This is a genomic window from Chryseobacterium tongliaonense, from assembly GCF_041224435.1.
GTDB classification, from domain to species: domain Bacteria; phylum Bacteroidota; class Bacteroidia; order Flavobacteriales; family Weeksellaceae; genus Chryseobacterium; species Chryseobacterium tongliaoense.
On record NZ_JBGFFD010000004.1, the window covers coordinates 335,404 to 359,897 of the forward strand.

The following is a 24,494-nucleotide window of genomic DNA, read 5'->3' on the forward strand; positions in this document are numbered from 1 at the left end:
TTTGATTAACAGTTAAAAATCAATAATTATGAAATATAAATTAAAGCTCCTGAGTGCCGGTGTCGTATTTTTTATGGGGCAAGAGCTGTTTTTCAGTCAGGAAAAGCAGGACACGCTTAAGACCCAGGATATAGAAGGCGTCGTCGTGACGGCTTTAGGGATAAAAAGAGAAAAAAGATCTCTGGGATATTCTACACAGGAAGTAAAAGGCGAGGATATCAATAAAAATCCGACCACCAACTTCCTTAACAACCTTTCCGGGAAAGTGGCAGGCCTTGAGATCAAACAGTCAACTAATTTCGGAGGTTCGGTAAATGCGGTTTCCAGAGGCTATAAATCTATTTTAGGAGATAACCAGGCTCTTTTTGTTGTCGACGGAGTTCCTATGATCAACAGAAACATCAATACGGCATTTCAACTGAACGGCGGCGGCGGATATGATTACGGAAGCCCTGTATCAGACATCAATCCCAATGATATTGAAACAGTGAATGTTTTAAAAGGTGCGGCTGCCACAGCTTTGTACGGTTCACGGGCGCAGAACGGAGCGATTATCATCACAACCAAAAAAGGGAAGAAAAATTCCAAAGGTATCGGCCTTGAATATAGCGGAAGCTTCTCTGTATCTACCATTGATAAATCTACTTTCACTGAATATCAGACAGAATACGGGCAAGGTTATTTCGGAAATGTTTTCGCATCCTATCAGAATGAGCCCAGGGCTTTTTTTGCTCATGATGCCTCTTACGGAGCTCCTTATGACCCGAATCTTATGGTATGGCAATATGACGCCTTTATTCCCGATTCTCGTAATTCCGGTAAGAAAACACCCTGGGTAATGGCGAAAAACGGACCTATCACATTTTTTGAAAAGGCAATAAACCAGACCAACAATATTGCGTTAAGTGGCGGAGACGAAAAAGCAACTTTCAGACTGAGTTATTCCAATACCAATGCAACAGACATTCTTCCCAATTCTTCTTTAATCAAAAATAATTTCGGCGGAAATGCCTCTTACAAAATTACAGATAACCTTACGGCCTCTATTTTTGCCAATTATATTACCCAGAGCACGAAAGGAAGAAACTCTACAGGCTACACCGATAATCTCATGGGGAATTTCCGACAGTGGTGGCCAACGAATATTGATATTCAGTATCAGAAATACCTGTATGAAACGTTCGATAAAAACTATACATGGAACATCAAATCGACCAGTGACCTGGCTCCAAGCTTTTGGGACAACCCTTATTTCAGCCGCTATAAAAATTATCAGAACGATAAAAGAGAGCGTTTTGCTGGGAATTTCAGTCTGAATTATGATGTTTCAAAAAACCTCAATATATTGGGTAGGGTAGGCATTGACGGATATACGATGATGATTGAAGAAAGAAGAGCCGAAGGGTCCATCCCTGCCTTTTTCAGCTTTAATCCCATCGAACAGCCTTCAGGATATGCGGTGACCAATCTTCGTTTTACAGAAACCAATTATGACCTAATTGCGACTTACAAAAAGAATATCGGTGAAGATTTCAATATTCAGGCGTTATTAGGCGGAAATATCAATGTTCAGTCCAATTATTCCAATGCGCAGACTACATCAGGCGGATTGTACATTCCGGGGCTTTATACTATTTCCAATTCTGCAGCCACTCCTGCAAAACCCATTATTACAGATACCTCAAAATATATTTACGGCGCCTTTGTCCAGGCATCTTTAGGGTATAAAAACACTTATTACCTTGAAGGAACTTTCAGAAGGGATCAGTCCAGCTCACTGCCTGAAGGAAAAGAAGCTTATTACTATCCTTCAGTTTCGGCAAGTGTGGTATTTTCCAATCTGCTAAAGCAAAAATGGCTGAACTTCGGAAAACTCAGGGCAGCTTATGCAGAAGTAGGTTCTGATACCAATGCAGACCAGCTGAGAAACAGGTTTATTGTACAGTCTTCCTTTGGTAACAATCCGGTTTATTCCTATAATACCACATTGAGGAATGCAGATCTTATTCCCCAGAAGTTAAAAAATCTTGAGATCGGAACCAATATGCAGTTTTTCAAGAACAGGATGGGTTTCGATGTATCATGGTTCCGGAACATTGCATTTGATCAGATTCTCCCGCTTCCTATTTCTCTGGCCAATGGTTCGGGAAGTAAGATTCAGAATACCGGTGAGCTTACGACAAAAGGATTTGAAGTTTCTTTAAATATGACGCCTTTAAAATCAAAAGATTTCACCTGGGATGTAGCGCTCAACTGGTCAAATCCTAAAACCAGGGTTACCGCTTTACGCGAAGGGATTGAAAATATTACCATCGGCTCTTTACAGGGCGGAGTTACCATTAATGCACCGCTCAATGAAGATTATGGAAGTATCTGGGGAGCTGATTTTGTCTATGATTCCGGCGGAAATAAAATCGTGGGCGAAAACGGGGCTTATCTGCATACCGACGATACCAATCACAAGCTGGGAAATTTTCAGCCGGACTTTTTTGCAGGATTAAACAATTCTTTTACCTATAAAAATTTTAACCTCAGCTTCCAGATCGACTGGAAAAAGGGAGGGGATATATTTTCTTTAGACCAGTATTATGCTTATGGGACCGGTCTGCAACCTGATTCCGTAGGTCTTAACGATCTGGGAAACCCTGTCAGAAATACGCTTGCCAATGGCGGTGGGGTTATTTTACCCGGCGTGATGGAAGATCCCAATAATCCGGGACATTATATTCCCAATACCATCCGTCTGGACCGCTCCCTCTCCAGCCAGAGCCTTGAGACAGATCCGCCTGCAGCTGCATTTGTATATGATGCAAGCTTTATAAAACTCCGCCAGGTATCTGTTTCTTATACATTTGACAAGAAATCTTTAGGAAATATCGGGATCCAGAGCCTTACCCTGGGCCTTGTAGGAAGCAACCTCTGGATCATTCACAAAAATCTTCCTTATGCAGATCCCGAAGCAGGCCTTTCGTCCGGAAATATCCAGGGATATCAATCGGGAGTAATGCCTTCTACAAAGAATTTCTCCTTTAATCTGAAAGTTAATTTTTAAAAACGATTACAATGAAAAATACCCTTATCATAAGTTCTATTTTGGCACTCGTAATGACAGGCTGCACACCGGATGATGTGAATACAGATCCTCATGTAACCTACAATACGATACCGGAAACGCTTATTACTTATGCAGAAAAAGAGCTCAGCGATTATATGAATACGCCAAGTGTGAATGAAAACAACTTCCGGCTTACCATGCAGTACTGGCAGGAAGCGATCTACGTCAACGAGAGCAATTACAATTTTACGGCAAGAAATGTTTCAAATAATGTATGGGGCGATAATTACGTGAATGTTCTCAACAATCTCAACAAAGCTAAAGAACTCATTGAGCAGTATCAGCCTGTACCTTCGGAAGTAAATACCTGGCCTGCAAAAAAACAGAACCAGTTAGCAATTATTGATATACTTTCTGTCTATACTTTTCAGACGTTGACAGATACTTTTGGGGATATACCTTACAGCCAGGCCCTCAATAACAGTCAGTTTCCTCTTCCCGGATATGATGATGACAACGAGATTTATGAAAGTCTTATTTCCCGTCTTAAAACTGACATCAATAAGCTTCAGGATGGGGAAGGAACGTTTGGGACCGGAGATATTTTATATGGCGGAGATATTACAAAATGGAAAAAATTCGGCAATTCTCTTCTTCTGAAACTGGGAATTACCATTGCCGATATCAATCCCTCACTTTCTCAATCCACTATCAATACTGCTATTTCCGGAGGAGTCATGAGTGATGAATCCCAGAGCTGTATTTTCAGATACCTGGCGGAAACACCCAATTTCAGTCCTATTTTTGAAAATGTTGCCAATAATCACCGGAATGATTTTTTTGGAGGAAAACCTTTTATTGATTTTCTGAATACCACTGCAGACCCACGAATATCAAAATATTTCCAGACTGTGAACGGAGTCTATATAGGCCAGGTAATTGGCTTACCCGGAGAGTTTTCAGATTTTTCAGCGCCGGGTATTTTTGCCTATACTCCTGTTACTCCCGGAAATCTCATCACGTATACCGAAGTTAATTTTTATCTTGCTGAAGCAGCTGCCAGATTCGGAATTGGCGGAAATCCCGAGACTCTTTACCAAAATGCAGTCCAGGCCTCTTTTTCAGAATGGGGATATTCTGCACAGGAAGCACAGGCTTATCTTGCCAATCATCCTTACAATGCTTCAAACTGGAAAAAATCTATCGGCGAACAGGCCTGGATTGCTCTATACAATCACCCCGTCATATCATGGAATTTTTACCGCCGCCTTGATTATCCTGTGTTACAGGCTCCACCTACTGCGATCAACAATGCAGATGGAAAAGTTCCGGTAAGGCTGCAATATCCTATTTTGGAGGCAACAACCAACGGAACCAATTATGCCAAAGCAGCCGCAGCCATCGGTGGAGATAAACTTACCACCAAAGTATTCTGGGATATCCATTAATTAATATTCAAAAAAAATAAGACAAGTATATACTATTTTACACTCATCATTTTTCATTAACGCAAAGTTTTTTAAATCCGATTGCTATATTTTAAGAAAAGCAGCAAAGCTGCCATGAAGCATTCTTTTAAAAATCTATTTTACATAGATTAAAAAACTTTGCTCATCTTAATAAGTCTGATTCATCATTTTCTTTGCGATAAAAACCGATCAAAGAAGCAAGAAAAAATAAGTGTAAAATAGTATATAGTTCCCAAAAATAAAATATCATAGTGTTTTTTCATATCAATTATTTTTTGCCAACTGTGATTTTTAGCCTGCTTCCCAACGCAGGCTTTTTTTAGCTGATATCTTTTGTAGACTATATCTTTTCGTTGATAGATATTTTTTCCTGTCCGGTTATAGTTTTCTCAAATTTGACTCATCAAATCAATCAATACAGAACATCAAAACAAAAAAAATAAATTTAAAAATTATGAGTGTAATCAGAATTCACAAATGGATGTACAAACTTTTTTTAATCCTTTTTATCGGTGCAGTTTTTGTCAGCTGCAATAATGATGACGATGATAATTCCAATCCGGCAGCAGATAACAGCATCAATGCAGTAACCGGAACTTTTAAAGGAACCCTTAATATTGGCGGACAGGATTATTACAATGCTATCGTTACCGTAACGAAAGTGGATAATTCGCACGTTAAGGTTCAGGCTAAATCCGGGGAAGCTTATTCATCCGTAACCACCAAAACACTCAGTGCGGTAAATCCGGTAGGTGTATCAATTGTAGGCTCAGACAGCGAGGGAAGTATAAGCTATCTCATGTCGACAAAAGCATTAACGGTAAGCACCCAGAAGACTTCTGCTACCGATATAATATATCTTTTCCAGGGAACTCAACAATAATAAAAGAATGTGGATAGGTTGATATTTCTACTATTGAATTATCAGTTTGGCTTAATGAGTATTTACTCTTAAGCCATTTTTTTTGCTGCTTGATATTATGGTTTTATTCCTATATTGTCATTGGTTTTCAACTAAACATAAAAAACAGGTGCCTTTTAAAACACTACATCAAGAATTTGATCCTCCTGAAGAACTTCAGGATGTCATAAAGTGTTTCTGGTACAACAGAAGAGATTCCGGGGAAACAGAATCGGGTTTTGAGGTGATACCGGATGGCTATGCAGAAATTATTTTCCATTTCGGAAGTACCTGCAGTATTTCTTATAACGGAGCTCTGCAACCGTTGCCATCACCTTTTATGGTGGGATTACTCAATAATCCGGTCACTTTCTATACCAAAAACCGTTTTGAAATTATCGGTATCCGGTGTTATCCATGGATGGTCTTCGATCTTCTTGAACTGCCCTCCAATAAAGATGAGCTCCATACTTTTGAGCATCCTATTGCACAGCTTCAGACGGAACTGAACTCCCTGATTCATTCGGCCAGGATAAATGAAGCAATCGATTGTGTAAAACAGTATTTCCTGAATAAACGGTCACACATTGCTCCGGACACCATGTTATCCAAAGCTGGAGTTGCCATGAGAAAAGCTAAAGGTACGATGCCTGTCAGTCAGATAGCAGCTGCTGCTCATGTCACGGTTCGTACACTGGAAAGAAAATTCAAAGATTCTACGGGCTATACGGTTAAAGATGTATCAGGGCTGATGCATTTTGAGCAGGTTCGTAATCGATTATGGCAGCATCCGGATTCCAATCTTGCGGCTTTAGCAGCTGAGCTTGGATATGCGGATCAATCCCATTTAAGCCGGGAGTTTAAACGGTACAGCGGAACCACTCCGGCAGCATTTGCACGAAACACAAAAAAAAGACAGGAAACCAGCAATGAGTTGGTTACATTTATAAAAGATAAATCCTGAGTGATTGTACAGCTGTTTTATGAGTTTACACGGACGCTTAACATTTATAAATATTTTCCCGAAGTAGAAGAGGTTTCATTCATTATATTATCTTTACGCGTAAATAAATAACAGCTTAATAAATGAATATCATCATTACTATTTTATTTGCAGTGGCAGGCATTATCGCCCTGTTATTAATCATTGCCCTTTTCATGAGGAAAAAGCATTATGTCAACCGTACTATTGTCATCAATGTTCCCCGGCAAAAAGCATTTGATTATATAAAACTGCTCAAAAACCAGGATGAATTCAATAAAGGAGCTATGGCTGATCCTGACCGGAAAAGGGTATTCAAAGGAACGGACGGAAATGTCGGATATATTTATTCCTGGAGCGGAAATAAAGAGGCAGGAGAGGGTGAAAAAGAAATTATGAAACTTGTTGAAGGAGAAAGAATAGAAACAGAAATCCGTTTTATAAAGCCGATGAAAGTAAGTGCCTATACCGTGATGGCAACAGAATCATTATCAGCTGATCAGACAAAGGTATCGTGGAGCAATGCCGGCCTGTTAAAATTTCCTTTCAACATCATGATCCCGGTAATGGAAAAGATGATTGCAAAAGACATGGATTCCAGTTTATTGAACCTGAAAAATATTCTCGAAAAATAAAAAAAGACTAAAGATAATCTTCAATTTTGTCGTATTTGTACAAGCCTGCTTCAAAAGCATTTCAGAATTTTGTCTCTGTAATTAAACAGACATAATATGTTACTGAAAGATAAAAGAATAGCCATTATCGGTGCAGGACCGGTGGGTTTGACTATGGCGAAACTATTGCAGCAAAAAGGAGTAGAAGTAGCCGTCTACGAAAGAGATAAAAATGCACAGACAAGAATCTGGGGTGGTACGCTTGACCTCCATAAGGATTCAGGGCAGGAAGCAATGATAAAAGCCGGATTGCTGGACAATTATTATGCACTGGCGCTTCCGATGGGAATCATCATTGCAGACCAAAAGGGCAACAAATTATTTACCAAAGAAATTACCCCCGAAAATCAATATGACAACCCGGAAATAAACAGAAATGATCTAAGAAAAATGTTGCTGAACAGCCTGGCAAAGAATACAGTAATCTGGGACAGAAAACTTACCGGGCTTGAGCCACATGACGGAAAATGGCTGTTGACATTTGAACATCAAGCTGATACAACCGCAGATGTTGTGATTATCGCCAATGGAGGCAGATCCAAAGCCAGAGAATATATTACCGACACTGAAATTGAAGATACCGGAACGTTTATCATTCAGGGAGATGTACCTCAACCGGAAATCAACTGCGCTGAATTCTATCAGTTCTGTGACGGAAAAAGACTGATGACTTCCCACCAGGGCAATTTACTGGTTGCCAATCCTTTTAATAACGGAGCATTAACCTACGGCATTATTTTTAAAAGCCCCGAAGAATGGCTTCATACCAATGGATTGGATTTTCAAGACAGGGACAGTATTGTCGCATTCCTCACAGACAGATTCTCAGACTGGGATCAGAAATTTTTAAACTTATTCCGGGCAACGTCTTTTTTTGTCGGGTTACCAACCAGAAAATTACCGTTGGATAAACCCTGGAAAACCGGACGGCCTTTGCCGGTAACACTGATCGGGGATGCCGCCCATCTGATGCCGCCTTTTGCAGGGCAGGGTGTCAATTCCGGATTGGTGGATGCTTTGATTTTATCGGATAACCTGACCAATGGAACGTTTGGAACCATAGAAGCTGCTATTCAGGATTATGAGCAGAAAATGTTTGTCTACGCTTCGGAAGCCCAACTGGAATCCAGCCGGAATGAATTGGAAATGCGCAATCCCGACTTTTCTTTTATGCATTTTTTCAATTAAATATAAAACGGCAAGCTCATTTTTCAAGCTCGCCGTTTTTTTTTGGCAAGTATATATTATTTTACACTCATCATTTTTTTATTAACGCAAAGCTTTTTAAATCCGATTGCTATATTTTAAGAAAAGCAAAGAAAAGCAACAAAGCTGCTATGAAGCATTCTTTTAAAAATCTATTTTAATAGATTAAAAAAACTTTGATCATCTTAATAAGTCTGATTCATCATTTTCTTTGCGAGAAAAACAATCAAAGAAGCAAGAAAAAATAAGTGTAAAATAGTATATAGTTACCTTTTTATAAAGTTTGAAACCGTGATCTTGTAGAATTATTCAACAATTGAAAAATCATATTTTGTCCAGATTCCCCGGAAATCTCCGCAATTTCTTGGCGAAACATCCCACATTCCCTCATTATAATAGGGTTGTGTCATTCCCAGGTTTGCAGCAGGACTGGCCGTTGCTGTAAATGTTACTCCGGGAATAGTAAAGGCAGAAGTCGCTGAACCCACTTTAGAAGCCGTTGCCCATGTAAATCCATGTACCTGTACATTGGTAAAACTAAAGTCTGCAAGGTTTACAGGAGCAGCGCTTGCCGTTTCCAATAAAATTCCCACAGGATATCCGGTGACTACAGAATTATTTAAAGTCAGCTTGCCGTTTCTTCTCACATGAATTCCGTTTTCGTACCATGACCCCTGATAAGCATTTCTGGGGCCTATGATGGTCATATTATTAAGTACCGGACGGGTGATCAATGTTGTAGAGCCGGCATTGTAATTATTATCCAGCTCCACACCGTTGGAATCCGGAGAATACCCCTGAGTTATACTGTGAAGTGAGTTGTAATCAGCCAAAGCAAGCGCACAGGAAACAGTTCCGGTATACCCGTTATCAAAATCATAACTGTCATCCTGAGGTGCTAAAGAAATCAGATTGGAAGCATTAACGGTTCCGCCGAAAAATTCAAAAGAATCATCAAGACTGTAAGATACCTGAATATGATCCAGAACAGTTCCGTTTCCAACACCCCCAAGCGTCAGTCCGTTAATTTCATTTCCGGAATTAGGCCCCAACAGATCATACCCGGCAAATTCAATGCGTACATATTTTAATATGCCTGAATTATCATTAGAACTGTAACCTCCAAATTTATAAGGTGTAGACCCAATAAAACCTTCAATTCCAGGATCGGATGTCAAATTGGTCGGAGCCTGCCCCAAGATGATCACTCCTCCGAAATCTCCCGGACTGGCTGTAGTATCTTCATTACCATCCAATAACCTGTAGCTTGTAAAAACGATAGGCTGGGCTTCCGTACCCACAGCATTTATTTTAGCTCTCTTAGAAATGATCAGAACTCCACTGGGTCCGTAATCAGAATCCCGTTTTCCTTTAATGAAAGTTCCCGGCAATATCGTAAGAGTAGCACCTTCTTTTACCTCTACAACTCCTGTGATTTCGATAACACCGCTCCATGTGGTATTCTGCCATATCGATCCGCTCACGGTCGTCACCGGAAGTTCTGATACAGTTAAATATTCTGCCGAAGTTCCCTGCATTTCAAACGGGGAAGGTTCCGTTAAATTGTCATACTGATGACAACTGCTGATTGACAATATTGCCAATAAAATGAATCCTAATTTTCTCATGATTATTTTCATTGATGATTAAAGCTTTATCTATAAAACATGAGATCAGGAAAAATTTCCCGGGCAGGGTATTAACATTATTTTAATACAGACCATTAAAAAATGACACATTACCAACTGATTACCAATAAAATACAAACAAATACAAACTAAAAATCCCGATTATCACGAATTATTAATATTACATCCCTGAAAATTTAACAAAAACATAACTTTGAATTTTTATATCAATTTAATCATTTGATTAAAATATTTGTTTAATGCTAAAAAATTTATATAACTTTGCATCAGAAAGAAAATTAAAAATGAAAGAAGGATCAAAAAAACTGGATGCCACGACAGAAGAAAAAATAAAATCTGCAGCCCGTATCGTATTCTATAAAAAAGGATTTGCGGCCACCCGAACGCGGGATATTGCTGAAGAAGCAGGAATAAACCTTGCTTTACTGAATTATTATTTCAGAAGTAAGGCGAAATTGTTTGAGCTGATCATGATAGAAACCATGTCAGGATTTTTCCGCAATTTAATGATTGTTTTAAACGATGAAAAAACATCTCTTGAAGAAAAAGTAGAAGATGCAGTTGCCAGATACATCGATCTTATTATCAAAGAGCCCGAGATTCCTACCTTCATTATCAGCGAGCTGCGTAACAACCCTAATCTGCTGTTGCAGAAAATCCCTTTAAAAGAAGTCATCAAAACATCGGTGTTTTTAAAGCAGCATCAGGAAGCCGTAAAAAAAGGGCAGATTCTTGAACCGAACCCATTGCATTTTTTAATCAATATGTTAGGTCTTACCGTATTTCCTTTTATAGCCAAACCTATGCTGATGGGAAGCAGCGATCTGAGTGACAAAGAGTTTGAATCGCTAATGCAGGAACGTAAAAAGCTTATCCCGGTCTGGATCAAAGCAATCATGTCTGCAGGATAAATTTTTTTACCCTTAAATTAATCAAATGATTAAAACTTAAATTTAAAACGACTGATTATAAAATATAATTGATTTTCAACCCAAATTATCAGTTCTTATGTGTAGAAACTTTCAAAAATATGTGTTGGTATTCTTATTGGGGTTTGCTTCAGCATTACCCATGAAGGCACAATCTGAAAAACTAAGTCCGGAAGAATGTTACCGTCTCGCAAAAGAAAATTATCCTGTGATCCGGAAGATTGGAATGATTGCAAAAACAGCCGATTACACAATAGAAAATGCCAATAAAAGATATCTTCCCCAGGTTTCTTTTTCCGGACAGGCAACCTATCAGTCCCAAACCATCAATTTTTCCGATGCGCTCGGCTCACTCCCTGTAAGTACATCACTTCCTTCATTAAGTAAAGACCAGTACAAGATTCAGGGTGAAGTAGATCAGATGCTCTATGACGGTGGGGCGATACACAATCAAAAAGAGCTTATAAAAGCCAATACAGAACTGCAGACACAGAATATTGAAACCAATCTTTACGCCTTAAAGCAGAGAATCAACACCCTATTTTTCTCCATTCTTTTAATGGATTCCCAGTTGAAGCAAAATGACCTCAACAAAGCCAATCTTCAGACCCAGGTTCAAAAAACAGAAGCTGCCTTAAAATACGGCGTCGCTTACCGCAGTAACCTGGACGAACTGAAAGCTGAGATCATCAATATAGAAATGATAAGCACCGAATATACAGCCAACCGTGCAGCTTATCTGAAAATGCTCGCTATTTTTACAGGTAAGCCTCTCCCGGATTCAACGGAACTTGAGGTACCGGATCAGGAACTTCCGCAATCAGAAATAAACAGGCCCGAGCTTAAAGCTTTTGATCTTCAGAAATCAGTTTATGATCTGGAGGAAAAACACCTGAAATCTGATCTTTTACCCAAAGTGAGTGCTTTTTTCCAGGGCGCTTATGGCAGGCCTACGCTTAATATTATTGAAAATAAATTCGGCCCCTGGTTTATTGCAGGCATACGGTTTAACTGGTCCTTAGAAAGCCTATACACTTCTTCAAATAAAAAAGAAATACTGGAACTGAACAGAAAAACAACAGATATAGATAAGGAAACCTTTTTGTTTAATACCCGGATTGATCTTACCCAGCAGGACGAACAGGTAAAAAAATATACCGAACTGATTGAGCAGGATGAAAAGGCAATCGCCTTACGCCAATCTGTAAAACAATCTGCCGAAGCCCAGTTGGCCAATGGCGTTATCACTGTCCATGAATATATTCAGAAACTCAACGCAGAACATCTAGCCCGGCAAACATTGATTCTCCATCAGATCCAATTATTACAGGCAAAATATAATCAGAAATTTATAACCGGAAATTAACAATCAATGAATCTAATGAACAAAATTATAGCATTTTTAAGCGCCGTTTTATTCTTAAGTGCCTGCCAACAGAAAAATGATTTTGATGCTTCGGGAAACTTTGAGGCAGATGAAGTGATTGTTTCTGTACAACAAAGCGGTGAGCTGATTTCGTATTCCGTGCAGGAAGGAGCGCAGCTTAAAGCCGGAGCACAGATCGGGCAAATCGATATTAAAACGGCAAAGCTTCAGAAAGAGCAAATAGAAGCAAGCATCCGGGCTTTACAACAAAAAACCAGCAATTCTGATGAACAGGATCTATTGGTAAAAAAACAGTTGGCAGTACAGGAAGCACAGCTTGACCACCAACTTCATGAGCGTGCCCGTACCGCAAACCTCGTGAAAGCAGATGCTGCAACCCGTAAACAGCTCGATGATACAGATGCCGCTATTGTACAGCTAAAAAAACAGATCGCAGTTACCCGTCAGCAGCTTTCAGTTAATAATTCCAATATCAGTACGCAAAACAGGAGCATTCTAAGTGAAAAAGCCCCTCTGGAAAAAACGGCAGCCCAGTTTCAGGAGCAAATTGATAAAGGCCAGATCATTAATCCAATTACCGGAACCGTGCTCATCAACTATGCTCTTCAGGGTGAAATGCAGGTAACAGGAAAGCCGCTGTATAAAATTGCCAATACCAATATACTGGATCTGAGAGCTTATATAACCGGAACACAGCTTCCGCAGATTAAGATCAGTCAGAAAGTAAAAGTGAGAATTGATCAGGGAGAGAAAGGTTATAAAGAATACCCGGGAATAATTACATGGATCTCGGATAAATCCGAATTTTCCCCGAAAACCATTCAGACCAAAGATGAAAGAGCCAATCTTGTATACGCCATAAAAGTAAGGGTGAAAAATGACGGATACATTAAAATAGGAATGTATGGAGAAGTGCTTTTTTAAGTCAATGGTGAAAGGTCAATTGTGAATTATTTACGTCTTTTATTAAATTGACTATTCACTATTCACTATTCACAATTGACATTATTAACCATCTCAAAGCCATTAAAATGAATTCCGTAATCGTAAATAACCTCACCAAAACCTATGGAAACGTGACAGCCGTTGATGATGTTTCGTTTGAAGTGAAAAAAGGCGAGTTATTCGGGCTTATCGGGCCTGATGGAGCTGGAAAAACTTCTATTTTCCGTATTCTTACGACGCTTTTGCTTGCCGATAACGGAACAGCAACCGTTGAAGGGCATGATGTTGTAAAAGAATTCCAGACCATTCGTAATAAAGTAGGGTATATGCCCGGAAAATTTTCATTATATCAGGATCTTACAGTTGCTGAAAATCTTAACTTTTTCGCTGCGATCTTCGGAACCACTATTCAGGAAAACTATGATCTGATCAAAGATATTTATGAACAGATCAAACCGTTCAGCAATCGCAGGGCCGGGAAACTTTCAGGCGGAATGAAACAGAAATTAGCTCTATGCTGTGCTTTGATCCACAAACCTGAGGTTTTATTTCTTGATGAACCTACCACAGGAGTTGATGTGGTTTCGCGTAAGGAGTTCTGGGAAATGCTGGGTAAGCTTAAGGAACAAAATATCAGTATCGTTGTTTCAACGCCTTATATGGATGAAGCAAAACTCTGTGACCGGATTGCCCTGATTCAAGGGGGAAAAATCATGTCTGTAGACCGTCCGGAAACCATTGTAGGGAATTTTCCCAGACCTCTTTTTGCGGCCAAAGCCGGAAACATTTATAAACTGCTTGAGGAGTTGCGCTCGGATAAAGCGATTGAAAGCTGCTATGCATTCGGAGAATATATTCACCTGACATTGACGGATGAAGGAGCCACAGAACAAAACGCGAAAGAACTGGTACTGAAATATCATCCTGAAGAACCGGAAGTTATAAAGATCACTCCAACGATTGAAGACAGCTTCATACGACTGATGCGTGAACAAAAAGATATAAAAGAAACGGCCCATGGAAAATAAAGCGATTATCTGTAAAGACCTTACCAAACAGTTTGGAGATTTTAAAGCCGTCGACGGTATTTCTTTCGATGTGGATCAGGGTGAAATTTTCGGATTCCTGGGTGCTAACGGAGCCGGAAAAACCACAGCAATGCGGATTCTCTGCGGACTGTCTTATCCTACTTCAGGAACAGCAACGGTAGCAGGCTTCAATGTTTATAAACAGCAGGAGCAAATCAAAAAAAATATCGGCTACATGAGCCAGAAATTTTCGCTGTATGACAACCTTACGATATTCGAGAATATTGAATTTTATGGTGGTGTATACGGAGTTTCCCGCTCTGAAATAAAAACACGGAGCAATGAACTTGTTTCCAGATTAGGACTGGAAAATGAATCGAAAAAGCTGGTCGGTGCATTACCCTTAGGCTGGAAACAGAAACTGGCATTTTCAGTCGCTATTTTTCACAGACCGAAAATTGTTTTTTTAGATGAGCCTACAGGTGGCGTTGATCCCATTACAAGACGGCAGTTCTGGGATATGATTTATCAGGCCGCAGCGGATGGAATCACAGTATTTGTAACGACCCACTATATGGATGAAGCCGAATACTGTAACCGGATCACGGTTATGGTAGACGGAAGGGTAGAAGCACTGGATACTCCTGCCAATCTGAAAAAACAGTTTGATACCCATTCTATGGATGACGTTTTTTATCAACTGGCAAGAAGCGCCAAAAGATCAGGAGATTCATTATGAAACAACTACTCGTATTCATCAGAAAAGAATTTTACCATGTATTCAGGGATCGCAGGACCCTGCTGATCCTTTTCGGTTTGCCGGTAGTACAGATCATACTTTTCGGTTATGCTTTAAGCAGTGAGGTAAAAAACATAGGAATTGCCGTTATGGATAATGCGCATGACATCCATTCAGAGCAGATTATTTCCAAGATACAATCCAGCCCTTATTTTAAAATGCAGGAACCGGTTCTCAATTATCCGGATATCGAGAAAAGATTTAAAGACGGAAGCATAAAATGTGCAGTCATATTCCCGGTGCATTTCGGCTCAGACCTGTACCGTCCCGGAGGCGCACAGATACAGATCATTGCAGATGCTTCAGACCCGAATACCGCTACGATTCTCAGTCATTATCTTGAGGCAATCATTAAAGATTACCAATCGCAGCTCAATCCTTCAATACAGCTTTCTTACCAGATTATTCCGGAAATAAGACAGCTTTATAATGAGGAACAGAACGGATCATTAAATTTTATTCCCGGCGTTATCGCTTTAATTTTTATGATCGTGTGTACTGCACTTACTTCAGTTTCAGTCGTCAGGGAAAAAGAAATGGGAACCATGGAAATTTTACTGGTTTCTCCATTTAAGCCCGTGATGGTTTTAATCGCAAAAGCAATTCCTTATCTGGTGCTTTCGCTGGTCAATTTTATTATCATTCTGCTTCTTTCAGTCTATCTGCTTGATGTAGAAATCCGGGGCAGCCTTCTTTTATTATTTGCCGAAAGCATATTATTTATTATCACCTGTCTTTCATTAGGCTTACTGATCTCAAATATTACAGATTCACAGCAGACTGCAATGCTTATATCGATGATGGGCATGATGCTTCCTACCTTGCTGTTAACCGGATTTATGTTTCCTATAGAAAATATGCCTCTGGTATTTCAGATCATATCCAAGATTCTTCCTTCCAAATATTACTACGATATAATAAAAGCTGTCATGCTCAAAGGCCTTGATTTCAGTTATGTCTGGAAAGAAACACTGATTCTGTTCGTGATGTCGGCTGCATTATTAACACTGGCCTTAAAGAAATTTAAAATCAGGCTGTCATGAAGGTATTAAGCTTTATATTGAAAAAAGAATTCCGTCAGATTTTCCGGGATAAAATTATTCTGGCGATGATGTTTCTGATGCCTACCATTCAACTCATCATTATGCCTTTGGCGGCAAATTTTGAAGTTAAAAATATCAACATTGCCTTTGTAGATCATGACCACAGCAGCTATTCCCGCAAACTGATCAATAAAATAGCATCATCCGGTTACTTTAAAATTGCCGGAAACCCCGTATCTTACAAGGAAGGCTTAAAAATGATCGAAGACAGCGACGCCGATCTGGTCCTGGAAATTCCTGTCAGCTTTGAACGGAATTTAGTACGTGAAGGCGGCCAGAAACTGAATCTCTCCGTAGATGCCATCAATGGGACAAAATCATCATTGGGAGGCAGTTATTTAATGGCTGTGATCTCAGATTTTAACGGCAATCTGGATATTAATATCAAATCTCCGAATGCAAAATTACCTATATCTCCTGCTGTCATTACTATTGCTGATTCCAATTGGTACAATCCAAGAGCAGAATACAAATATTATATGGTACCCGGTATTTTAGTGCTACTTCTTACTTTGATAGGCGGGTTTATCACGGCACTGAATATTGTAAAGGAAAAAGAAATAGGGACTATCGAGCAGATCAATGTAACCCCGATCAAAAAATGGCAGTTTATTTTAGGAAAGCTGATTCCTTTCTGGATTGTCGGGATGACTGTTTTTACGATCGGATTGATTGTGATGTATGTTATATACGGGATCTTCCCGGAAGGCAGCCTTTTAACTCTTTACCTGTTTGCAGCAGTTTATCTTATTGCTCTTTTAGGCCTTGGACTGCTGATTTCCACTTTTGTAGATACACAGCTACAAGCCATGTTTATTGCATTTTTCTTTATGATGATCTTCATGCTGATGAGCGGCTTTTTCACCAATACCGAAAGCATGCCCAATTGGGCAAGACAAATGTCAAATTTCACTCCGGTAACGCATTTTATTAAGGTGGTGAGGCTTATTGTATTGAAAGGAAGTGGATTTCATGAGGTAAAAACCGAATTATTCTACCTGGCCGGTTTCGCGGTCGTTCTCAATGGCCTGGCTATTTTTAATTACAGAAAAACAAGTTAGAACAGTTTCTGAAATAACCTTAGCTGTTTTATCATTTCTCTCTTATTTATTTCCCAAATTCATTTATACAGCTGATCTTACGGCTGAAAACAGGTGTATGTAATTCCGAATTATACCTGTCGGTTTTCTGAATTATGCACCATATCCTCTTGTAAAAAAAAGGATAATAGGATACGTTTGTACTGTTACACAGATCTGAATCTGTGATTTACATCCCTAAAGAGTAAAACATTCTCAATATTTAAAGTACTCAACCTAAATCCTGAAAGAGATGCTCTACAAGAATATACATATAGGCTCTGTCATCAAACAGAAAGTAAAGGAATCCGACATCCACACGTTACGCATCTGCAATTTCCTTAAATGCACTGAAGCAGATATAAAAGCAATGTATGAAGTCCAGTCTATGGACACCGGACTGCTTCTCAAATGGTGCAAGCTATTAGAATACGATTTGTTCAGGATCTACTCTCAGCATCTGCTGCTGTATGCCCCGCAGAAAAGACAAACGGAAGTTCCCGAAAAACCCAAAAGCAGCCTGCCGGTATTCCGTAAGAATATTTATACGAAAGAGGTCATTGATTTTATTATTGAACGTATTGCTAATAATCATATGACCAGACAACAGGTAATTGATGAATACAAAATTCCTAAAACCACTTTACACAAGTGGCTTCATAAATATCAGCCGAAATAAATGTTTCCTCAAAAAAAATAAATCATGAAAAAACTATACAATGTATTGCTCTGTATCACAGGAATCGGAATATATGCACAGATAGGCATTTCCAGGGATCCCAACAACCATCAGCCACATCTGAATGCCATACTGGATGTGAAATCAACAGTTCCGGCATCTGCTGTATTATTACCCAGAGTACCCCAGATAAGCAATGCCATAGATCCGGACGGTGATGAAGTATTTAAGGGCGCTATCGTCTACAGCAGAAACAATGCTACAATATACGAACATGACGGCACCAACTGGCAAAGCGTATATGATTATGTAGTGGAAACCAAACCACAATACCTTGCGCATTTTTCCCGGACAGCTTCTTTTGCATTGCCGGCCTGTACTTCCTTATTGGGATGTTCCGATAACAGGGCGGTTATTCCTTTGATTTCCAATGGCAGCTCAGATTTTATGGGAAGCCTTATGAATCTAAGCCTTGCCTCGAATGTTGTCACGGTAAATGCCGTAGGTTTGTATAGAATTACCTACCGATCTAATGCAGCTTTCGGTGGTTTCAGTACACAGGCGATCAGATTAAGGCTGCAGAAAGCCAATGCTGCTACACCTACTGCTTTCACCACACTGGATGAGCAATCGTTTACCAATGATAATGATAATCTTGGATATACCACCGTTTTTAACGGCTCTATTGTTACTCAGCTGAATGCAGGTGACAAAATACGCCTGGAAGGTTCTATGCAGGCCGGAGTTTCGTTTCCCGTTTCTTCTACGGCCACTTTCCAGAATTCTAGTGGTTCTAACGGGATCACTGAGCTTATTTTTGAGAAAATAGTATTGTAACCTCTAAAAACTTAAGAAATGAAAATAAAAAAATATTTCTGCCTCATCATTGCCTTATTATCAGGAATTTCAGTTTCAGCGCAGGTTTTAATATCTACAACCGCAGGCTCTCCACACATCAATGCTTTACTGGATATTAAGAACCCGGTAAAAGGAGCCATATTCACCAAAGCCAATATGATAAGCAATTTCCCTTTATACAATGCGGCGGCTGATGACTTTTTCGATGATTCCGCACCTCTTGAAGGCGCTCTTTTATATAACCGGGAAGATAAGCAATATTATAAATACGATGGAACGGTATGGGTTCCTGCACTGCAGTTGGGAGGCTTTCACAATCCTTTTGAAACCCGCAGAAGGGCAGGAGGTTCGGAAAGCTGGACCTGTGTCTCACTTCTTGGGATCAATACCTGTGATTTAACCCAGTTATTCGGGAATAACAATACAAAAGTGATCCCTGTTTCCAATGTTGACAGCCGTCCTCAGTTGTTGGTTAATAATCTCAATCTTGTTACAGGTACTGATTATGTAACAATCCCCGCTGCCGGTTTATATCATATTTCCGGTGTTGTAGGATTTTCAGGAACAAGTATTTTAGGGCTGGGGCAGGACGTATCTTATTGGGTCAACCTGGATGTGAGTTATGATAACGGGACTTCCTGGTCTACTTTGGCATTTAAGGAAACCTTGCAGTATGGCGGAATTTTCATTGATATCGGGCAGGCAGGAAATAAAAGTGCCAGTGTTTCTTCTACCGTTACATTGCCGGCCAACAGCAGAATCAGATTAGCGGCTTCGGTTTCTACAAGTTCGCTCATTTCTACGTATTCCAATTCTACGGATCATAAAGACACATTCATTAATGTACAGAAATTAAAATAATCTTTTAAGTCTAAAACTAAAACAATGAAAAAAAATATATTCTTCGGTATCTTCATAAGCAGCATACTGAATGCACAGGTCATTATAGGAGGGGGAAACCTCAGCAGTTCCTACACACAACTGGAGCTCCAAAATACAAACGGGCAAAAAGTACTGATATTACCGGCGGCGGCCAATAACACAGCCCTCCCGAAATACAATCCATCCCAGACTGACGAATATGACGATGATCCTACGATGGAAGCCATGCTGATGTACGACAAGAATACAGCGTTTACAAAAGTATATGACGGTACAACATGGAATCATGCATTCTTCCCACAGGGCAAAGCAACAACCTGGAGCCGGGCAAGAATTGAATCTACTTCTATCGGCTGTATTTCACTGTTATGCAGCTCAAATAATTTACCCTTGTCTTTTCCTTCCAATAATTCTCAATTTTCAGATTATTTATCAATCCGTCATTCCGGGGATACTTTCCGTATAAGGCAGAAGGGGCTTTACAGAATTAATTTTAATGTACTGTTCAACGGGATTAATGTAGGATTTACCGGTACAAGAATTAACGTGGCCATCGTAGTTAATGGTGAAGAAAAAGCATATATGTCTTCCAATGCGGCCTTCTTTAGCATCAACAGCTTTTTGGCCTCTGCCGACACGGTTTTATTCCTTGATATCAATAATGATGTCAATTTCAGAATTACCATTGATAATGAAGGATTTTCCTTATCCGGTTATACATTCGGGGGAACACCTGAAAGCAATGTAAGCCTTGAAAGAATCCTTTAAAATAACAGCTCAGGAAACCAGACGATTCTCCTTATCAAAACATGTATGAAATTCGGAATTGATCACAAATTCCCGGAAAGTTCACCATATTTAAATGGTTTTCATTGCCCATTTTTGTACTACAACATTTAAAAATTTTAATAATGTCAACACACAATGTAAAAGGAAAAGTAGTATTAATTGCCGGTGGTGGTAAAAACCTTGGCGGATTATTAAGTAGAGATTTTGCAGCAAAAGGAGCAAAATTAGCCATACACTATAACAGCGAAAGCTCTAAAGCTGAAAGTGAAAAAACGTTGGAAGAAGTACAGGCTTTAGGAGCTGAAGCATTTTTATTTCAGGGTGACTTGACCAAAGTAGAAAACATCACCCGTTTTTTTGATGAAACAATTACCCGCTTCGGTGGTATCGATATCGCCATCAATACGGTGGGGATGGTCTTGAAAAAGCCGTTTACCGAGACTACGGAAGCTGAATATGATACGATGTTCGGGGTTAATTCAAAATCGGCGTATTTCTTCCTACAGGAAGCCGGTAAAAAAGTGAATGATAATGCCAAGATCTGTACGATCGTAACTTCTTTATTGGCGGCGTACACCGGATTGTATTCCACATATGCAGGTGCCAAAGCTCCGGTAGAGCATTTTACAAGAGCGGCTTCCAAAGAATTCGGCTCAAGAGGAATTTCTGTAACAGCCGTTGCGCCGGGCCCAATGGATACTCCTTTTTTCTACGGTCAGGAAACTGAAGATGCAGTCGCTTATCATAAATCAGCTTCAGCATTAGGCGGATTGACCAATATTAAAGACATCGCTCCGTTGGTAGAGTTTTTAGTCACTGACGGATGGTGGATTACCGGGCAGACTATTTTCGCCAACGGTGGGTATACAACAAGGTAGGCCTGAAAAACACAATGAGTCAATAAAATGGTAACTGGTTTAGTCCGGTTACCATTTTTTATTTAACGCCAAAAATAATTAATAGAGTAGTGTGTTTGCTGAATCTATTTTTTGATCAACTTAAATGTTTTTATACCTCCTTTATTTAAAACGATACTTCCCATATATACGCCTGTTTTCAGCATGGATACATCAATTGTAATGTTCTTGTCATTGATTGAAAGATCACTTTTAACCAGTTTTCCGCTTGGGTCATAGATCAGCAGGGACTTTATTATTTCTTCACCGGAAATATGGAGTACATCCTGCACCGGGTTCGGATAAATATTAAATGGAGGATTTTTTACAGCATCGGTTGTGTCCAGTATATTGTCTAATTTAGCCACCCATCCTGCAGCAAAAATAGGCGGTACCGAATTATCAAATCCACAAATGTACTTCCCGTCCGGCGAAATCCCCATTCCTGTACCGAGCTTTCCGTCAAAAGTGCTCACAGAGATATTCTGAGAAGCCAGAAGACTTGTCAGTAAAACCGGCGTGCTGCCTAAAGAAGGATGATAAATAATCACTTCACGGTCTCCGATCATTCCACAATATCCTACTGCAGCACCATTTTCTGCAACGGATACAAAAACGGCATCGGTATATCCTGCAGGTGCATCAAATGCCTGGTAAACATTGGTGTTTGTATTATAAATAAAAGCTTTGCTCCCTTTATAGCCTACGACCAGTCCGGCATTATTCACATCATTTGCTTCCCCGTATTCGGGAGTGCTGAAATCAATATAATGTAAAGTTCCTGTAGCATCAAAATAGGCGGGAACCCTGAAAGTTCCGGTTCCGAAAATATCTTCCCGGTCTATCCATCCGGCTACAACTCCATTATCATTTACGTCAGCCCCGCGAGCGTTGGTATACAGAAGGTCTCCGGTAAGTTTGGTCAGTGTTGCGGTTTCTGTGTTATAAATAAAAGGATAGCTGCTTCCTGCACCACCGGATGTCATTTGCCCAGTGACATAGACGCTGTTGGCCGAGATTCCTTTTGCATCTCCGAACCAGCTGTTTCCGGGGATATCTCCGGGAAAATATCCGATCGCGGTCCAGGTTCCGTTTTTCCGGTAAGCTGCCTGGCTCAGGCTGGAGCCGTCTGTTGCTGCAAAAGGCATACTTCCCACGATGTTTTCTGCATTATTCAGCCTGTTGGTAGCATCAGCCACGGGTTCTATCGGAGTACTCATATCTGTGGAATAATTATAATACCCACCGGAATGTACAGCATTTCCATTGCTGTTGATGTCATACAGACGGGTTCCCCAGCCGGTAAGTAATCTGAATTCAGATTGTGCATTTACACCTATACTGCTTAAAACCAGGCAAACAGAAATAAAGTAATTTTTTTTCATGTGATGATCAATTTAAGTTTATACCACGAAGTTGTTTTCTTTTCTAAAGCCATGCAAATACTTATCGTGAGAATATCTGAATTCATTACACATATTCTTCGCTGGAATAGTCTTTTTTCAGGTTATTGATAAAGTACGAAGGGGTAACTCCCGTTTCTTTTTTAAATATAACGGCAAAGACTTCCCTGGAAGAAATTCCGCAGGCTTCAGCAAGATAGCTGATTTTGTATTCTCTGTACACCGGATTTTCATAGAGCTTATTGGTAATATAATCTATTCTTAAACCATTGATATAATTATTGTAGTTCTTTCCCTTATACTGCTTTATGATCTCGGAAAGATACCGGGTATTGGTATTTAATTCGTTGGCAAGAGAGGTAAGACTCAGGTCTTTCTTGATAAACTTCTGGGATTTCTCGAATTTTTCTAATTTAAGAAGTATGATTTTAACGGTATCATCGGTGATATTGATTCCTTTTTCTGTGGAAATATGGGATGCTGCTGAAGTATGAACAGGATCTTCATTTTTTGTTTTCAGACCTTCAATCATCGTTTCATATTTTTTATGAAGCTTAGCCTGGTTCCTTTTCCAGAAAAACAAACCTGCCAATAGCAGAACAACGGCAATACAGGATATAATGATGAGTATTTTCTGAATAGTATGGATATGAATTTCTCCCTGCTCAGCCATCAGATGTTTTACGGGTGTACTGATCGTCTTTTTTTCAGCATTGATAAGGCTGTCGTTGAGTTGGGTATAGAGATTCATATATTTTTTTGAATCCTCTTTTTTACCTTGCTCTACATAGGATTTGAAATATACTTCATAAATATCCCTGCGGATATAGGGTAACCTGATCTGTTTTTCAATTTTTTCAGCCTGTTCTGCATATGCTACCGCTTTATCATATTTTTTCTGATCATAATAAAGCCAGGAAAATTCGTTAAGAACCGTTACCTCAAGGTCTTTGCCTATTGTATATTTCTCATTCCGGCACAGGTCTAATGCCTTTAAAAAATACATTTCCGCATCCCGGGTATTGTGCAATGCATTGCTCGTCATTCCCAGATTAATATAGGCCAAAGCCAGGGTATGGTGTTTTTTATTAATAAAATCTTTGTGATCATCTACTTTATTAATGATTTCCAGAGATTTTTTCTGATAATATACTACAGAATCTATGGGAGCATTAACATGAGCAGAATAGCTGGCCAATCCATTATATATAAGTGCCTGCTGATAATATTTATAATTTTCTGAGGTTAGTTTCCCGGTAATATCCAGGGCTTTTAAAAACTCTTTGCGGCTGTTTTCATTAAAACCCAATTCTGTATAAGATGCACCTCTAAGCCTGTAGACATTGGAAAGCTGTTCATTATTTTTAGTTTCTACAGCCAGTTTTTCGGCTTCTTTACTAATCTCTATGACATCTTTAAAATTCCCTCTGTCAAAATACTTGGCCATAAGTATCGTATTGCTTTTCAGCATTCCTTCCTTATACCCCAATTCTTTAGATGCCCGGTAAATATTTTTACAAAGCTCTATCGTTTTTTCGGGATCATTTGCAGAATTTTCTTTTGCTTTTTCTATTTCAATGTCTACTTGTGCTTTATTACTTATCTGAGCATAAGTAAAACCGAAAATCAGGGAAAAGAATAAGAGTATATATTTTTTCATAAAGTGTGTTTAAAGCATGCAAATTAAGCACTAATTTAAGGATTAACATTTAAATATAATGTTAATAATTCGGAATTAATGGTATTATTTTAACATTCAAAACACTGATAAAGAATATATT

General features: G+C 39.4%; 21 protein-coding genes. 18 read left to right on the top strand and 3 right to left on the bottom strand.

Annotated features, from left to right (window positions below; all coding sequences use genetic code 11):
* Window positions 1-28: 28 nt before the first annotated feature.
* The 6 genes from AB8P06_RS11495 to AB8P06_RS11520 all read left to right on the top strand — a co-directional run bounded on the left by AB8P06_RS11495 (window position 29) and on the right by AB8P06_RS11520 (window position 8,269).
* Complete coding sequence (locus AB8P06_RS11495) at window positions 29-3,052, top strand: SusC/RagA family TonB-linked outer membrane protein (RefSeq protein ID WP_369841767.1); 3,024 nt, start codon at window positions 29-31, stop codon at window positions 3,050-3,052.
* A gap of 11 nt (window positions 3,053-3,063) precedes the next feature.
* The gene (locus tag AB8P06_RS11500; protein WP_369841770.1) at window positions 3,064-4,503 is read left to right on the top strand and encodes a SusD/RagB family nutrient-binding outer membrane lipoprotein; all 1,440 of its coding nucleotides are present in this window, start codon (window positions 3,064-3,066) and stop codon (window positions 4,501-4,503) included.
* Window positions 4,504-4,978: 475 nt separating this feature from the next.
* Complete coding sequence (locus tag AB8P06_RS11505) at window positions 4,979-5,407, top strand: hypothetical protein (RefSeq protein ID WP_369841773.1); 429 nt, start codon at window positions 4,979-4,981, stop codon at window positions 5,405-5,407.
* A gap of 148 nt (window positions 5,408-5,555) precedes the next feature.
* The gene (locus tag AB8P06_RS11510; RefSeq protein WP_369841776.1) at window positions 5,556-6,389 is read left to right on the top strand and encodes an AraC family transcriptional regulator; all 834 of its coding nucleotides are present in this window, start codon (window positions 5,556-5,558) and stop codon (window positions 6,387-6,389) included.
* A gap of 122 nt (window positions 6,390-6,511) precedes the next feature.
* Complete coding sequence (locus tag AB8P06_RS11515; RefSeq protein WP_369841779.1) at window positions 6,512-7,042, top strand: SRPBCC family protein; 531 nt, start codon at window positions 6,512-6,514, stop codon at window positions 7,040-7,042.
* Window positions 7,043-7,138: 96 nt separating this feature from the next.
* Entirely contained in the window at window positions 7,139-8,269 is a 1,131-nt protein-coding gene (locus AB8P06_RS11520) for an FAD-dependent oxidoreductase (RefSeq protein ID WP_369841782.1), read from the top strand.
* 323 nt (window positions 8,270-8,592) lie between these two features.
* Here AB8P06_RS11520 and AB8P06_RS11525 read toward each other — a convergent pair whose 3' ends face one another.
* A complete protein-coding gene (locus tag AB8P06_RS11525) occupies window positions 8,593-9,915 on the bottom strand; it encodes a beta-helix domain-containing protein (protein ID WP_369841786.1) in 1,323 nt (440 codons plus the stop codon).
* A gap of 260 nt (window positions 9,916-10,175) precedes the next feature.
* Here AB8P06_RS11525 and AB8P06_RS11530 point away from each other — a divergent pair, with 260 nt between their 5' ends.
* The 12 genes from AB8P06_RS11530 to AB8P06_RS11585 all read left to right on the top strand — a co-directional run bounded on the left by AB8P06_RS11530 (window position 10,176) and on the right by AB8P06_RS11585 (window position 21,292).
* On the top strand, window positions 10,176-10,847 hold the full coding sequence (locus AB8P06_RS11530) for a TetR/AcrR family transcriptional regulator (RefSeq protein ID WP_369841788.1): 672 nt from the start codon (window positions 10,176-10,178) through the stop codon (window positions 10,845-10,847).
* Window positions 10,848-10,944: 97 nt separating this feature from the next.
* The gene (locus AB8P06_RS11535) at window positions 10,945-12,231 is read left to right on the top strand and encodes a TolC family protein (RefSeq protein ID WP_369841790.1); all 1,287 of its coding nucleotides are present in this window, start codon (window positions 10,945-10,947) and stop codon (window positions 12,229-12,231) included.
* A 15-nt stretch (window positions 12,232-12,246) separates the two neighbouring features.
* A complete protein-coding gene (locus tag AB8P06_RS11540) occupies window positions 12,247-13,176 on the top strand; it encodes an HlyD family secretion protein (protein ID WP_369841793.1) in 930 nt (309 codons plus the stop codon).
* A 107-nt stretch (window positions 13,177-13,283) separates the two neighbouring features.
* The gene (locus AB8P06_RS11545; protein WP_369841796.1) at window positions 13,284-14,225 is read left to right on the top strand and encodes an ABC transporter ATP-binding protein; all 942 of its coding nucleotides are present in this window, start codon (window positions 13,284-13,286) and stop codon (window positions 14,223-14,225) included.
* Window positions 14,215-14,964, top strand: coding sequence for an ABC transporter ATP-binding protein (locus AB8P06_RS11550; RefSeq protein WP_369841798.1), 750 nt, complete (start codon window positions 14,215-14,217; stop codon window positions 14,962-14,964). Before AB8P06_RS11545 ends, AB8P06_RS11550 begins: the two co-directional genes overlap by 11 nt.
* Window positions 14,961-16,067, top strand: coding sequence for an ABC transporter permease (locus tag AB8P06_RS11555; protein ID WP_369841800.1), 1,107 nt, complete (start codon window positions 14,961-14,963; stop codon window positions 16,065-16,067). Before AB8P06_RS11550 ends, AB8P06_RS11555 begins: the two co-directional genes overlap by 4 nt.
* Window positions 16,064-17,188: an ABC transporter permease gene (locus tag AB8P06_RS11560; protein WP_369841802.1), complete on the top strand. Its 1,125-nt coding sequence runs from the start codon at window positions 16,064-16,066 to the stop codon at window positions 17,186-17,188. The genes AB8P06_RS11555 and AB8P06_RS11560 overlap by 4 nt, the downstream gene beginning before the upstream one ends.
* 271 nt (window positions 17,189-17,459) lie before the next feature.
* Complete coding sequence (locus AB8P06_RS11565) at window positions 17,460-17,885, top strand: transposase (protein ID WP_369841805.1); 426 nt, start codon at window positions 17,460-17,462, stop codon at window positions 17,883-17,885.
* 24 nt (window positions 17,886-17,909) lie between these two features.
* Window positions 17,910-18,722 (top strand): phage tail-like protein, encoded by an 813-nt coding sequence (locus AB8P06_RS11570; RefSeq protein ID WP_369841807.1) that lies wholly within the window; start codon window positions 17,910-17,912, stop codon window positions 18,720-18,722.
* Window positions 18,723-18,740: 18 nt separating this feature from the next.
* Complete coding sequence (locus tag AB8P06_RS11575) at window positions 18,741-19,604, top strand: hypothetical protein (RefSeq protein WP_369841810.1); 864 nt, start codon at window positions 18,741-18,743, stop codon at window positions 19,602-19,604.
* Window positions 19,605-19,628: 24 nt separating this feature from the next.
* Window positions 19,629-20,393: a hypothetical protein gene (locus AB8P06_RS11580; RefSeq protein WP_369841813.1), complete on the top strand. Its 765-nt coding sequence runs from the start codon at window positions 19,629-19,631 to the stop codon at window positions 20,391-20,393.
* Window positions 20,394-20,536: 143 nt separating this feature from the next.
* Window positions 20,537-21,292, top strand: a complete 756-nt coding sequence (locus AB8P06_RS11585; RefSeq protein ID WP_369841815.1) for an SDR family oxidoreductase — start codon at window positions 20,537-20,539, stop codon at window positions 21,290-21,292.
* A gap of 104 nt (window positions 21,293-21,396) precedes the next feature.
* Here the strand turns inward: AB8P06_RS11585 and AB8P06_RS11590 are convergent, their stop codons facing one another.
* Both AB8P06_RS11590 and AB8P06_RS11595 read right to left on the bottom strand, forming a co-directional pair.
* Window positions 21,397-22,695, bottom strand: a complete 1,299-nt coding sequence (locus tag AB8P06_RS11590; protein ID WP_369841817.1) for a T9SS type A sorting domain-containing protein — start codon at window positions 22,693-22,695, stop codon at window positions 21,397-21,399.
* Between the two features lie 85 nt (window positions 22,696-22,780).
* On the bottom strand, window positions 22,781-24,373 hold the full coding sequence (locus tag AB8P06_RS11595; RefSeq protein ID WP_369841820.1) for a tetratricopeptide repeat protein: 1,593 nt from the start codon (window positions 24,371-24,373) through the stop codon (window positions 22,781-22,783).
* Window positions 24,374-24,494: the final 121 nt, after the last annotated feature.

Excerpts from the sequence above, each read along its gene's own strand:
- AB8P06_RS11495 (WP_369841767.1), top strand. The coding sequence starts at position 29 with ATGAAATATAAATTAAAGCTCCTGAGTGCCGGTGTCGTATTTTTTATG.
- AB8P06_RS11500 (WP_369841770.1), top strand. The coding sequence starts at position 3,064 with ATGAAAAATACCCTTATCATAAGTTCTATTTTGGCACTCGTAATGACA.
- AB8P06_RS11505 (WP_369841773.1), top strand. The coding sequence starts at position 4,979 with ATGAGTGTAATCAGAATTCACAAATGGATGTACAAACTTTTTTTAATC.
- AB8P06_RS11515 (WP_369841779.1), top strand. The coding sequence starts at position 6,512 with ATGAATATCATCATTACTATTTTATTTGCAGTGGCAGGCATTATCGCC.
- AB8P06_RS11520 (WP_369841782.1), top strand. The coding sequence starts at position 7,139 with ATGTTACTGAAAGATAAAAGAATAGCCATTATCGGTGCAGGACCGGTG.
- AB8P06_RS11525 (WP_369841786.1), bottom strand. The coding sequence starts at position 9,915 with ATGAGAAAATTAGGATTCATTTTATTGGCAATATTGTCAATCAGCAGT.
- AB8P06_RS11530 (WP_369841788.1), top strand. The coding sequence starts at position 10,176 with ATGCTAAAAAATTTATATAACTTTGCATCAGAAAGAAAATTAAAAATG.
- AB8P06_RS11535 (WP_369841790.1), top strand. The coding sequence starts at position 10,945 with ATGTGTAGAAACTTTCAAAAATATGTGTTGGTATTCTTATTGGGGTTT.
- AB8P06_RS11540 (WP_369841793.1), top strand. The coding sequence starts at position 12,247 with ATGAACAAAATTATAGCATTTTTAAGCGCCGTTTTATTCTTAAGTGCC.
- AB8P06_RS11545 (WP_369841796.1), top strand. The coding sequence starts at position 13,284 with ATGAATTCCGTAATCGTAAATAACCTCACCAAAACCTATGGAAACGTG.
- AB8P06_RS11550 (WP_369841798.1), top strand. The coding sequence starts at position 14,215 with ATGGAAAATAAAGCGATTATCTGTAAAGACCTTACCAAACAGTTTGGA.
- AB8P06_RS11555 (WP_369841800.1), top strand. The coding sequence starts at position 14,961 with ATGAAACAACTACTCGTATTCATCAGAAAAGAATTTTACCATGTATTC.
- AB8P06_RS11560 (WP_369841802.1), top strand. The coding sequence starts at position 16,064 with ATGAAGGTATTAAGCTTTATATTGAAAAAAGAATTCCGTCAGATTTTC.
- AB8P06_RS11565 (WP_369841805.1), top strand. The coding sequence starts at position 17,460 with ATGCTCTACAAGAATATACATATAGGCTCTGTCATCAAACAGAAAGTA.
- AB8P06_RS11570 (WP_369841807.1), top strand. The coding sequence starts at position 17,910 with ATGAAAAAACTATACAATGTATTGCTCTGTATCACAGGAATCGGAATA.
- AB8P06_RS11575 (WP_369841810.1), top strand. The coding sequence starts at position 18,741 with ATGAAAATAAAAAAATATTTCTGCCTCATCATTGCCTTATTATCAGGA.
- AB8P06_RS11580 (WP_369841813.1), top strand. The coding sequence starts at position 19,629 with ATGAAAAAAAATATATTCTTCGGTATCTTCATAAGCAGCATACTGAAT.
- AB8P06_RS11585 (WP_369841815.1), top strand. The coding sequence starts at position 20,537 with ATGTCAACACACAATGTAAAAGGAAAAGTAGTATTAATTGCCGGTGGT.
- AB8P06_RS11590 (WP_369841817.1), bottom strand. The coding sequence starts at position 22,695 with ATGAAAAAAAATTACTTTATTTCTGTTTGCCTGGTTTTAAGCAGTATA.
- AB8P06_RS11595 (WP_369841820.1), bottom strand. The coding sequence starts at position 24,373 with ATGAAAAAATATATACTCTTATTCTTTTCCCTGATTTTCGGTTTTACT.